Origin of the sequence: Nibribacter ruber (genome assembly GCF_009913235.1) — a bacterium.
GTDB classification, from domain to species: Bacteria; Bacteroidota; Bacteroidia; order Cytophagales; family Hymenobacteraceae; genus Nibribacter; species Nibribacter ruber.
This window is the reverse complement of record NZ_CP047897.1, coordinates 599,182-610,974: the sequence shown is the minus strand read 5'-3', so window position 1 is coordinate 610,974 and position 11,793 is coordinate 599,182. Positions and strand designations below refer to the sequence as shown.

General features: G+C 49.7%; 11 protein-coding genes. 5 read left to right on the top strand and 6 right to left on the bottom strand.

Annotated features, from left to right (window positions below; genetic code table 11):
• Positions 1-7 precede the first annotated feature (7 nt).
• Genes GU926_RS02645 through GU926_RS02635 form a run of 3 tightly spaced genes read right to left on the bottom strand, consistent with a single transcriptional unit; the run spans position 8 to position 2,529 of the window.
• On the bottom strand, positions 8-1,129 hold the full coding sequence (locus tag GU926_RS02645) for an outer membrane beta-barrel protein (protein ID WP_160688750.1): 1,122 nt from the start codon (positions 1,127-1,129) through the stop codon (positions 8-10).
• 12 nt (positions 1,130-1,141) lie between these two features.
• Positions 1,142-1,978 carry a hypothetical protein gene (locus GU926_RS02640; protein WP_160688748.1) on the bottom strand — a complete coding sequence of 279 codons (837 nt, stop codon included), beginning with the start codon at positions 1,976-1,978 and terminating at the stop codon, positions 1,142-1,144.
• A gap of 11 nt (positions 1,979-1,989) precedes the next feature.
• Positions 1,990-2,529 (bottom strand): RNA polymerase sigma factor, encoded by a 540-nt coding sequence (locus GU926_RS02635; RefSeq protein ID WP_160688746.1) that lies wholly within the window; start codon positions 2,527-2,529, stop codon positions 1,990-1,992.
• A gap of 317 nt (positions 2,530-2,846) precedes the next feature.
• Here GU926_RS02635 and GU926_RS02630 point away from each other — a divergent pair, with 317 nt between their 5' ends.
• Positions 2,847-3,215, top strand: coding sequence for a rhodanese-like domain-containing protein (locus GU926_RS02630; RefSeq protein WP_232058409.1), 369 nt, complete (start codon positions 2,847-2,849; stop codon positions 3,213-3,215).
• A gap of 398 nt (positions 3,216-3,613) precedes the next feature.
• On the opposite strand, the gene GU926_RS02625 is transcribed toward GU926_RS02630, so the two are convergent.
• From GU926_RS02625 to GU926_RS02615, 3 genes are all read right to left on the bottom strand, one after another.
• Positions 3,614-3,973 carry a CoA-binding protein gene (locus tag GU926_RS02625; protein WP_160688744.1) on the bottom strand — a complete coding sequence of 120 codons (360 nt, stop codon included), beginning with the start codon at positions 3,971-3,973 and terminating at the stop codon, positions 3,614-3,616.
• A 73-nt stretch (positions 3,974-4,046) separates the two neighbouring features.
• Positions 4,047-5,624: an NAD(P)/FAD-dependent oxidoreductase gene (locus GU926_RS02620; RefSeq protein ID WP_160688742.1), complete on the bottom strand. Its 1,578-nt coding sequence runs from the start codon at positions 5,622-5,624 to the stop codon at positions 4,047-4,049.
• A 342-nt stretch (positions 5,625-5,966) separates the two neighbouring features.
• The gene (locus GU926_RS02615; RefSeq protein WP_160688740.1) at positions 5,967-6,935 is read right to left on the bottom strand and encodes a tryptophan 2,3-dioxygenase family protein; all 969 of its coding nucleotides are present in this window, start codon (positions 6,933-6,935) and stop codon (positions 5,967-5,969) included.
• Between the two features lie 216 nt (positions 6,936-7,151).
• On the opposite strand from GU926_RS02615, the gene sdaAB reads away from it, so the two are divergent.
• From sdaAB to GU926_RS02595, 4 genes are read left to right on the top strand one after another with little or no spacing between them, the layout of a single operon-like run.
• Positions 7,152-7,832, top strand: a complete 681-nt coding sequence (gene sdaAB / locus GU926_RS02610; RefSeq protein ID WP_160688738.1) for an L-serine ammonia-lyase, iron-sulfur-dependent subunit beta — start codon at positions 7,152-7,154, stop codon at positions 7,830-7,832.
• 1 nt (position 7,833) lies between these two features.
• Positions 7,834-9,198: a TolC family protein gene (locus GU926_RS02605; RefSeq protein WP_160688736.1), complete on the top strand. Its 1,365-nt coding sequence runs from the start codon at positions 7,834-7,836 to the stop codon at positions 9,196-9,198.
• Positions 9,199-9,206: 8 nt separating this feature from the next.
• Entirely contained in the window at positions 9,207-10,601 is a 1,395-nt protein-coding gene (locus GU926_RS02600; protein WP_160688734.1) for an efflux RND transporter periplasmic adaptor subunit, read from the top strand.
• Positions 10,602-10,614: 13 nt separating this feature from the next.
• Positions 10,615-11,604 (top strand): NAD(P)H-dependent glycerol-3-phosphate dehydrogenase, encoded by a 990-nt coding sequence (locus GU926_RS02595; protein ID WP_160688732.1) that lies wholly within the window; start codon positions 10,615-10,617, stop codon positions 11,602-11,604.
• Positions 11,605-11,793: the final 189 nt, after the last annotated feature.

Below are 11,793 nucleotides of genomic sequence, written 5' to 3'. Positions count from 1 at the left end.
AGTAACCTTAGAACTTCATGATTCTGATACCCACCGCCAGGGCGTTGGCTTGCGGGCCTTTGCCGTCTTCAAATAGTTCGCTCAGGTTATATTTGGCGAAGAATTCCAGGCTTCTGATGCCAATGAAACCAGAAAGACCGTATTGGAAATCATTGAGGTAGAAATCGTCTTTCACTTTGGTTTTCTCAGTGTCTCCGTCTTGAGAGTATTTAAGTTTGGTATGGCTGCCAACCATGTAGCCTACAAATCCACCGGCCCCAATCCTGAAGTTAGACTTGCCGCGGTTGTCTCTGAAGTCTAAGCCTAGTTCAACCGGAATGGTAAGCGTAGAAGTGGCCAGTTTGCTCTTGTCCAGTGACATGTCATTTGGTCGTACAAAGGCTACGCGCTCTCCGTTGTTCACCATCATGGTGTTGTCATCAAACATATAGTTGTGGAAGTCTAAGGTAATGCCAGTGTGTAAACGGAGCGGGCTGTTTTCATTGCCCAGACGGTTCATCCATTTAGAGTTGAGGCTTACATACCGTGACCCAAAGGTTCTCAGCTGCACACTTTCTCCAGAACCCGGCAGCATTTCTTTGTTGGCCCAGGTGCTAACGCCCAGGTCTATCTGGAAATCATAGCCGTGTTTAGGGTTGCGCGGTTTTTCTTTTTCGTCGTCGTCGTCATCATCGTCGTCATCTTTGCCCACGTTCACTTTCAGGGTAGACTCGTCTTCATCACCGTCCACGCTCACGTCTATCTTCACGTTTTTGATTTCCTTCTTGATGACCTGGCGGCCTTCTTTGCTGTCTTGAGAGATGGTGATGTTGATCTCTTCGGTGCCGTTGCCAGAATCTCCGTCTACGGTAATGGTTACGGGCTTTTCATTGGCGGCAGCGCCGGCTCTCTCTATCTCAGTAGTGTGCTTGTCCAGCAGGCTCACCAAAGAATCAAGGTTCATGTTTTTTATACTTTTCAGATCCTTCAGGTCTTTCACCACCACCAGCACCTGGGAGTTGTTTTTAAGCTTCATGATCAAAGTATCTTGCGCGGCAGGCTGCAAAGCCACTTTTGATTCGGCGCGAGAAGGCAAAGCGATTGCGGCAGCCATCATGATGGCCGGTAGCAGGGCGTACATACGTTTCATAGTAATTGGACTTTAGAGAGTGATGGTTTTAGATATCTTTTTGTTTCCTATTTGGGTTTCCAGGGCGTAGGTGTGTTTGAGGCCTAGTTCTTTGAGGTCGATTTTTTCACCCTGGGTTAAATTCTTTACTTGCTTAAAAATGCCTTTCACCACTTTACCGGTGCTGCGGCCGTTGTTGTAATCTTTGTCTTCTGCCGGCTCTGGATTGGTTTGTGCCAACTTGGTGGGCTGGGCTACAGAATTATCCAGCTTCACAATAATCTCCATGGGCTCAGCACTGGCGGTGGAAGAAGAAGTAGCGTTGGTGGCAGGAGTAGAGGCCTGGGCTAGCATTTCTGGCTCTGGTGTGCTTAGCTTCAGGGGCGCTGCTTCTGTTTTCATCTTTTCTACCGTTGATTTGGTTCTTTCTGTCTTTCTAGAAGGAGCGGGAGCAGAGGTGCTGTTGGCTTTTCTCTGGCTGGCCGTTTGGCCTTCTGTTTGGATAGATGCAAGAGCTTGAGATCCGGTTGCCTGAGGAGTAGAAAAATTTTCAATTATTTCTTTATCTACTTTTTCATTGCCGGGCGCCGGGGCGTCATCTGCTTTTGCCGGTGCGGCGGTTTCTGCTTTGGCCATGGGAGCAGTACCCTGGTTGATTTGCTGGCCGGGTCTCAGCATCCAGATGCTCACCGTGATCAAAAGCACCACCGCCGCGGCGGCTGACCAGTACCACATGACCGGTTTCTTTTCTTCTTGCTGCACCGGTGGCTGCATGCGGGCCTGCATACGCTCCCAGACGTCATTGCCGGGGGTAACGGGTCTGTTCTGGAGTTTGTCTCTAAACAGTTTGTCTAAATCTTCTGCGCTCATATCTGTATGGGTTAGATATCAATCGTGATTCCTTGTTCTGCCAGCATGCGTTGCAGCATGGCTCTGGCTTTGCTTAACTGTGACTTGGAGGTGCCTTCACTAATGTTGAGCATCTCCCCAATCTCTTTGTGCGAGTAGCCTTCAATGGCGTACAAGTTGAAGACCGCTCTATAGCCGGCCGGCAGGTCATGCAGCATCTCCATCATCTCCTCGGCAGACATGTCACTGTCTGGGGTGGCATCTTCAGAGGCCAGGTGAATGTGCTCCTTCTCAATGGCCAGGTGCAGAGGTTCTTTCTTTCTCAGGTACTGCAGCGCCTCATTGACCATGATGCGTCTTACCCAGCCTTCAAAACTTCCCTTTTCTTCAAACCTGTTCACGTTATGGTACACTTTCATGAACCCGTTGATCAAGACCTCCTCTGCGTCCATTTCGTTCTTGAGATACCGCAGACAGACACCCATCATGGGGCCGCCGTAGCGTTCGTACAAGAAGCGCTGGGCTTTTGCATCGCCGGTCTGCAGTGCCTTAACCAGATCTTTTTCGTTCACGATGGTAAAATTTTAAGCGATAGTTGCTGTGGCTGTTTGATGGTAAGATGCAGCACCCTGCGTTCAGGTTGCCTACAGGAGGAGAAAAATCGTAAAAACTTTGGGCAGGGGAATAGCGCAAAATATAATCTACTCTATTTTAAGCTTTTACGATGTTTAAAAAATAATTGACCTTTTACGCAGCCGTCCTTGTTTTCACTTCAATGAGCAAGAGCAACAAGCTAACCCACTGCCTTTGTCCAATTATTAGCTAAATTAGCAATTGCTCATGATTTGTACCTTAATCCACTATAGAAATGATGAAAACGCTTGTACTTATGTTAGCCCTCAGCATGACGTTCTTAGGAGCATGCGCACAACAGAAATCGCCTGAACAACTGTCACCTTCGCAGTTTAAAACCTTAGCCCAGAAAGAAAAAGGCGTGGTGGTAGACGTGCGTACGCCAGAAGAATTTGCCGCCGGCCACTTGCAGGCAGCGCTGCTCTCAGATTTTAGAGGCGGGCAGTTTGCCAAGGACTTCGCGGGCTGGGACAAGGACAAGACTTACTACCTGTATTGCGCCTCTGGCAACCGAAGCGGCCAAGCCGCCAAACTCATGCTGGATGCAGGCTTTACCAAAGTCTACAACGTAGGCGCGTTCAATCAGCTTAAAGAAGGCGGCCTGCCTGTAGAGGACAAGAAATAAACCAGGTTAAAAAAAGAAGGTCGTTTTTGGCGTATTTCCTGGAAAACAAGCCAAAAACAACCTTAAAGTTTAGAAGCAGAAGTAGGCCTACTTTTTAAGTAGTTTTTACTTCTGCTTTTCTTTTGCAGCCACCTGCAAGTGAAACGTCTTCCCGAAGTTGAAGAAGTAGTCTTTTCGCAAAAAGGAAAAATGCCCGGAATCATATTAAAGGTGAAAGGGGAGGATTGGATACCTAATTTTCCCAATCCGCAGGATAAAATCTTAACTCTCTTCCTTTTGAGTGGTTGGCTTTCTTGAAGCCTGTAAAATGGAAGAGGTCGTTTTTAGGCTGTTTTCTCTAAAACAACCTAAAAACGACCTCTTGAATAAATACCCTGCCTTGGCAGCAAATACTTTGCTTAGTAATTTCCGACGGAGAGCATGACCAGCGTACAGGCGTGCAGGGTTTCTATGTTCTGCTCCTGCGCCTTTTTTTCAAATTCATAATTCTCGGTGCCCGGATTAAAGATGATGCGCTTGGGTTTGAGGGAGAGAATATAGTCATACCAACTGGGCTGGTTCTGCGGCCCCACGTACATGGTCACGGTGTCTACTTCGTCTACTGAGGGCTTGTCCAAGGAGATGGGCAAACCCGCCACTTCGCCTTTTCTGATGCCCACGGGCACAACCTCATGACCATAGTTCTTTAGCTGGTGCACCGCCCGGTAACTGAACCTAGACGGATTATCTGAAGCGCCTATTACAACTGTCTTTTTCATCGTTTTTCGGTTATTTTCCAGAAAACAGGTCAAAAACGACCTATGAGCTTATACTTGCTTACGGCACCTTGGGTTAGCGTTGAATGAGCAAGGCCACCTGCTCGGCGCAGCGTTCCCCGTCCATGGCGGCAGACACAATGCCCCCGGCATACCCCGCACCTTCGGCACACGGGAACAGGTTCTGAATCTGCGGATGCTGCAATGTTTCTTTATCTCTAGGAATGCGTACCGGCGAGGAAGTCCTGCTCTCAACGCCCACAATCTGCGCTTCATTGGTGAGGTAGCCCCGCATCTTGTACCCGAACTCCTGAAAACCACCCCGCAACCGCTGTCCAATCATAGGAGGCAAAACGTCCAGCATGTCTACACTGGCCAAACCGGGTTGGTAAGAAGTCTCTAACAAAGAAGAAGAAACTTTTCCTTTCACGAAGTCCTGCAGGCGTTGGGCCGGCGCCACCTGGGTTCCACCCGCCACGGCACAGGCTCTTTGTTCCATGATTTGCTGTAACCTGAGGCCCGCCAAGGCACCGTGGTTTTTCAGGTCCATGTCTTCCAGGTTTATGGCCACTACAATACCCGAGTTGGCAAACTTAGAATCGCGGCGGCTAGGCGACATGCCGTTCACCACCACCTCGCCGGGAGCGGTAGCCGAAGGCACGATGAACCCGCCAGGGCACATGCAAAACGAGAAAACGCCGCGCTGCTGTCCCTTGTAATCTACCTGTTGCACCAAGGCATAACTGGCTGCCGGTAAATAGTTTCCGCGGTCACCATTGCAGTGGTACTGGATGCCGTCTATCAAACTCTGCTGATGCTCCACGCGCACGCCCATGGCAAACGGCTTGGCCTCAATGAGAATGTTTTTGGCGTGCAGCAGTTCGTAAATATCACGGGCCGAGTGGCCGGTGGCCAGAATCACGGCCTCGCCTTCAAAGGTTTGACCGGTGGCCGTGTGCACACCCCGCATCTGTTTGCCTTCCACTATAAAGTCTGTGACGCGGGTGTCAAAATGGATTTCGCCGCCGGCCTGGAGAATGGTTTCCCGAATCTGAGAAATCAAAATGGGAAGTTTGTTGGTGCCAATATGCGGATGGGCGTCAAAGAGAATATCCTGGGTGGCGCCGTGCTGCACTAGAATTTGTAGGATGCGCTGCACATCTCCCCGTTTTTTGGACCTTGTGTACAGCTTGCCGTCTGAGTAGGTTCCCGCCCCGCCTTCTCCAAAACAATAATTAGAGTCTGGGTTGACAACGTGGTCTTTGTTGATGGCCGCCAAATCACGTCTTCGGGCGCGCACGTCTTTGCCTCTTTCCAAGACCACCGGTTTCAATCCCAGCTGTACACACCGCAAAGCCGCAAACAAACCCGCCGAACCGGCACCAACTATCAGAACCCGCTTGGCGTCTGGCTTTAATTCTGGGTAGGGATGGGTGGGAATGAGTTGAGATACATCGGGGGCCTGGGCATACACATCTGCTCTTACTTTTACCTGTACCTGGCGGCCACGGGCGTCAATGGAGCGCTTAATTTTATGGATGTACGCCGATGGTTCTTCTGGGGTAAGACCGGCCAGTTGCAACAGTTCCTGGTTCAGGAGGGCAGGATCATAGGCCACCTCTGGGGCCAGGACCACGTCAAGTTCTTTCTTCATAAATACAGGTAAGGTAGTTAGCCTTAAAGTGTTATCTGTAAACGGTGCTTTTTATAGCCGCATTTTTACCGCAAAGATACGGCAGCCAGCATAACAGACGGCACAAAAAGAAAATTCGTTTTTAGCCTCTTTCCCAGAAAACAGGCCAAAAACGAATTTCAAGTTTAGGTAAAGCCGATGAGCTTATTTTAAATGGAAATGAGCGTAGAGAATTTGAAGCGGCATTGCTCTTGTTGATGATAACACGCAACAAGGGCGGGAGCTACTTACTCAATGCAAAACCTTCCATCACAGACAGAAGATAGCACATCTTCAAATTTCCAAATCTTCAAATCTCCAAATTTAATCTACTTCGCCAATGATGCTGTTGACCCAGCCTTTGCCCCAGTTGTCCATTTCTTCCTGGGTCCAGAGATTAGGGTAGAAGATGCGCTTCTGGAATTTGGGAGGCAAATACTTTTGCCAGTTGGTGCCGCCGGTGGCCGCAATTACGTCTGGGTCGCGTTGCAAGTAGCGCACGGCAGATTTGTAGTGCATGAGCGGCCAGTTCACGTTCACGTTGCTGTCCAGTTCCTTGAGGTGGCTAATCAGTTTTTCGTTTTGTTGCTCTTCTGTAGACAGGCGCTTGAACACAGAAAGTATGTTTTTGTGCTGGTACTCGCGGGCATGGGCAATTAGCTGCTCAGAATACTTGTCCTCAAATTGCAGGAGGGTGAGCGTCTTGGCACCAGTGGCAGCTTCTGTGGCACCTTCTTTCCAGTAGATGCAGCCAAACATTTCCTCATGGGTAGTCTGCAGGCCCAGGGCCTCGCGGCGGGCTTTGTCGGTGAGGTTGCGCAAGTCCGTGGAGCTGATCTCTATCATGCGGTACTGCACGCTCTGGAAACCACTGGCCGGCATGAGCGCCATCCTAAACTTGAGGAATTCTTTCTGGTCCATGCCGTCTACCATCACCTCAAAAGAATTGATGAGGTTTTCAAAATACCGGTTGATGCGGCCCACGCGCATGGTGAGCATGGCGGCGGTGGGCGCAGGGTCCTGGCCAATCTGGGTGTACTCATGCAGGCAGAGCTTGAAATACAGCTCGGTGATCTGGTGGTACATGATGAAGATCTCCTCATCGGGGATTTTGGTTCTGGGGTTCTGCAGGCTCAGCAGGGTGTCCAGGTGAATGTAGTCCCAGTAGTTGAGAAAGTCTGAATACAGCAAGCCCTCCAGGTAAGAGGCCAGGTCCTGGCCCAGGGGTTGGTATTTCTGCTCCAGCCTGCTTAGCATTTCTAACACCTCAGGCTTAAAGATAGGATCTGCCATATATTTTTCAGAAAGAGTGTAAGATTCAATGAAAACCTGCGACAAAGTAAATAAAAGAAAGTGGGAGTGGAGGTGACAATTGTCAGTATTGCCAATTTCTATCGCATCTGCCGGCCAAAAAATAACTCTGGCCACAGAGATATATCTAAAAAATAAGATACTCTCTGCCAATAGGCGAACAGATTTTATACCTTTGGTTTAGGAAGAAGACTTACTATGGCAGAGAAAAGCAGCATTTTTGATATGATTGGTCCGGTCATGATTGGTCCGTCCAGTTCGCATACGGCGGGAGTGGTGCGCATTGCCCGCGCGGCCATTCGTATTTTAGGAGCCAAGCCTACCTCAGCGGTCATCACGTTCTACAACTCCTTCGCCCGCACTTATGAGGGCCACGGCAGTGACAGAGCCATTGTAGCGGGTCTATTGGATTATAAGACGGATGATACCCGCATTAAAGAGGCCTTTGACCACGCCAAAGAAAACGGCTTGCACTACACCTTTAAATCTGTGGGCAACGCCTCTACCATGCACCCCAACACCATTAAGCTCAACTTAACTGCGGCAGACGGAAGAACGGCCGAGGTGATTGGCCAGAGCCGAGGCGGCGGGGTCATCAGCATTGTGGAGGTAGACGGATTTCCTTCCAACTTCTCTGCCAATCTGCACACGCTCATCCTGGACGCCGATGACGTAACCGGTAGCATTGCCTTCATTGCCAGCGTGATTGCCCATGATGACTGCAACATTGCCACTATGAACGTGTCCCGCAAAGGCAAGAACGAGTTGGCCCGCCAGTTCATAGAAATGGACTCTGGCCTGCGGCCCATCACGCTGGAGTACCTACGCCAGCTCAAATGGGTGAAAAATGTAATTTATATTCCAAACATTGATTTATAACATGCGGAATTTCTCTTCAACTGTACTGGCCACGCTGGGCTTAGTAATTGGGTCTTATTCTTACGGGCAGGCGCAGACCGCCACCGGCTCTGAAACCGTCTGGACCCTGCAGCAGGCTGTGGACCAAGGAGTGAAGAGCAATCTTCAGGTGCTGCAAAGAGGCCTTTCTGTGGAGGAGGCAACTGTCAATTTGAAGCAATCCAGAAACGACCTTCTGCCGTCTCTGAACGCAAGCGCCAGTTATGGCTACAGCTTCGGTTTGTTTAATGATCCGGTAACGTATGAGTCTCTCAACGCCCAGAACCAGTCCAGCAACTATTCCGTTTCTGGCTCCATTCCCTTGTACAGCGGCAACCGTTTGCAGAATTCCATCAAGCAAAGCAGGCTAAACCAACAGGCCAGCGTTCTGGACGTAGAAAAGGTGAAAAACGACGTCACCCTGGACGTGGTACAGGCCTATATGCAAATCCTGTTAAACCAGGAGCTATTGAAAACGAATCAGGAGCGTCTGAACCTCACAAAATTACAGGTTGAACGCACCGAAAAACTCTTCAAAGCGGGCAGCGTGCCAGAAAGCAACCTACTGGATTTGAATGCCCAGATGGCGAGCGATGAACTGAACATCATCACGGCCCAGAACCAGATAGAATTGGCTGAGTTAAACTTGATTCAGTTGCTTAACTTAAAGGAGGCAAATACGGCCACTTTTGCCATTGAGACGCCCAGCTTGCCAGATCCAGATCAGTCCGTGATTGCCTTTAACTCTCAGCAGGTGTTTGAAGCGGCGCTGGAGCGCATGCCTGAAATCAAGAGTTCACTGCTTAGAATTCAAAGCGCCCAAAAGCAGTTGGATATAACGCGCGGCAATTACCTGCCCACGCTTAGCCTTTCGGGCAATATTTCCAGCAGGTATTCTAAAACAAACCTTTTCCCGGACCAGGACCCATATTCTCAGCAAATAAGAGACAATTTTGGGCAGTTCATCGGGTTGAACCTCAACATCCCCATCTTCAATAGTTTCAGGGTGAGAAACAACGTGCAGCTGTCTAAGGTCTACCTCAACAACGCCAGAATCAACTCAGAGATAGCCCAGAACCAGCTTAACTACACCATTGCACAGGCCTACACAGACGCCATTGGCGCCCAGAAGCGGTTTGTAGCGGCTAAAAAACAGCTGGTGGCTTTTGAGCAGGCCTTCAAAAACGCCGAGATACGTTTGAACAACGGCCTCATCAACAACGTGGACTTTAACGTGGCCCGCAACAACCTGGTCAAAGCTCAGTCTGACATCATTCAGGCCAAGTACGACTACACCTTCAAACTGAAGATATTAGAATTCTACCAAGGTAAAACCATCACCCTATAATCCTGATCATGGCTAAACGCAAATCAAACAAACTCATTTACATTTTAGGGGGCCTGGTTGTGCTTCTCTTAATTGGCGCCTTAGTGGCAAAGAAAAAAGGGTGGATAGGCAAAGAAGAAGGAATTGAGGTAATGGTGGACAAGGTGAAGCCTACCACCATTGTAGAAAAAGTAAGCGCTTCTGGCAAAGTACAGCCAGAAATTGAAGTAAAAATCTCTCCAGACGTGTCTGGTGAAATCACTGAACTGTACGTGAAAGAAGGAGACTCCGTGCGCGCCGGTCAGTTGTTGTTGCGCATACGCCCTGACAACTACCAGTCCATGGTGGAGATGCAGTCTGCCTCTGTGAATACCCAACGCGCCAACCTGGCCCAGGCCAAAGCCCGCTTAGACCAAGCCCTGGCCAACAGCAAAAACGTAAAGCAGGTCTTTGATCGCAACACGGTGCTCTACAAGCAGAAGGTGATTTCACAGTCTGAGTATGAAGCCAGCCGCGCCCAGTATGAGGGCAACCGTGCCGAAGTAGATGCTGCCCGCCAGAACGTAAGAGCCGCGCAGTCTACCGTGCAAAGCTCCTTGGCCTCTTTGGAGGAATCCAGAAAGAACCTGAACAAAACCACCATTTACGCTCCCGTAAGTGGCACCGTTTCTAAACTGAACGTGGAGAAAGGCGAACGCGTGGTAGGAACCTCGCAAATGGCTGGTACTGAAATCATGCGCATAGCCAACCTTAACAACATGGAGATACGCGTGAACGTGAATGAGAATGACATCGTGCGCGTGCGCCTGGGCGACTCTGCCATTGTAGAAGTGGATTCTTACACCAACTCCAACCGCAAGTTCAAGGGAGTGGTGACGGCTATTGCCAACACGGCCAAAGACGCCGTTTCCCTAGAGGCCGTGACTGAATTTGAGGTTCGCATTAGAATGCTCAATGACTCTTACAAAGACCTTATCCAGAAAAATGGCCGCACGCCATTCAGACCGGGTATGACTGCCTCTGTAGACATCATCACAGACCAACAGGAGAATGTGCTTTCAGTGCCATTGGCTGCCGTAACCACCCGTGCAAAAGAAGACGACAAGGCCAAGAAAGCCGCTGGCAAGAAATCAGAGGAAGAAGCCGGCAACGCCAAGCCCGCCCGTGCCGAAGAACGTCCTGACGAGGTAGTGTTTGTCCATGACAAAGGCACCGTGAAAATGGTGAAAGTAACCACCGGTATCAGCGACTTTGACAACATTCAGATTCTGTCTGGTCTGCAGAAAGGCCAGGAAGTAGTGTCGGGGCCGTTCAGAGCCGTCTCTAAGCAGTTGAAAAACGGCGACAAGGTAACCGTGAAAGATGAGAAATCGTTGAGTAAGGACTTGAAAGACGATCCGTCTGCAGAAGTAGAAATTGACTAACACCCGCCACGCCTTGGAAAGAATAGCAGTATTAGGAGGAGGAAGCTGGGCCACCGCGCTGGTCAAGGTTTTGTCAGAGAACAAAGCCGATGTGAGCTGGTGGATCAGAAACCAGGAAGACGTACAACATTTACAGCAGTTCGGCCACAATCCGCGCTACTTGAGCGGTGTGCGCTTTGACCTGAACCATGTAAAACCCTCCACCAACCTACAGGAAACCCTGGCCGGTGCAGACTGGGTGATTTTAGCCGTACCAGCCGCCTTTGTGCAAACCGCCCTCAAAGACTTACCCTTAGACGCATTCAAAGGCAAAACTTTAGTGTCTGCCGTGAAGGGCATGATTCCTCGGGAAAATTTGCTCATCACAGAATACTTGGAGCAGAAATACCATGTCCCCGCGGAACAGCAATGCGTGATTGCCGGCCCCTGCCACGCCGAGGAAGTAGCCCTGGAAAAGCAGTCTTACCTAACCATCGGGTCTTTGAACCTGGAGCGGGCCGAGCAGTTTTGTGAGCTGCTGCGCAACCGGTACGTGAAGGCCAATCCCCTGGATGACATTGATGGCATTGAGTACTGTGCCGTCATGAAAAACATCATAGCCCTGGCCTGCGGCATTGCCCACGGCTTAAATTACGGCGACAACTTCCAGGCGGTGATGGTATCCAACTCCATGGAGGAGATTGAGCGATTCCTGGATGCCTTGATGCCGCTGCACAGAGACTTGACCGGCAGCGCTTATTTAGGAGACTTGTTGGTGACGGCGTATTCTCAGTTTTCGCGCAATAGAACCTTTGGGAATATGATTGGCCGCGGCTATACCGTAAAGTCCGCCCAGTTTGAGATGAACATGGTGGCCGAGGGCTATTACGCCGTGCAAAGCATCTATGAAATCAACAAGCGTCTGCAGGTAGACATGCCCATCACCACAGCCGTATACAACATCTTATATGAGAAGATTTCGCCGGCCGTAGAAATTGAGATATTGAAGGACAAGTTCAAATAATAAACCTTAGCCTTCTCTTAATTAAAACGAAAGCGCCTGCAATATAAGATGCAGGCGCTTTCGTTTTTAGCCTATTTTCTGGAAAACAAGCCAAAAACGTTCTTCGCTTGATTTATGATTTGAGGAGTGGCCTGAAATATACTGTTGTCTTTTTGGTTACATTCAACCAGACACATTCACAATTTGAGT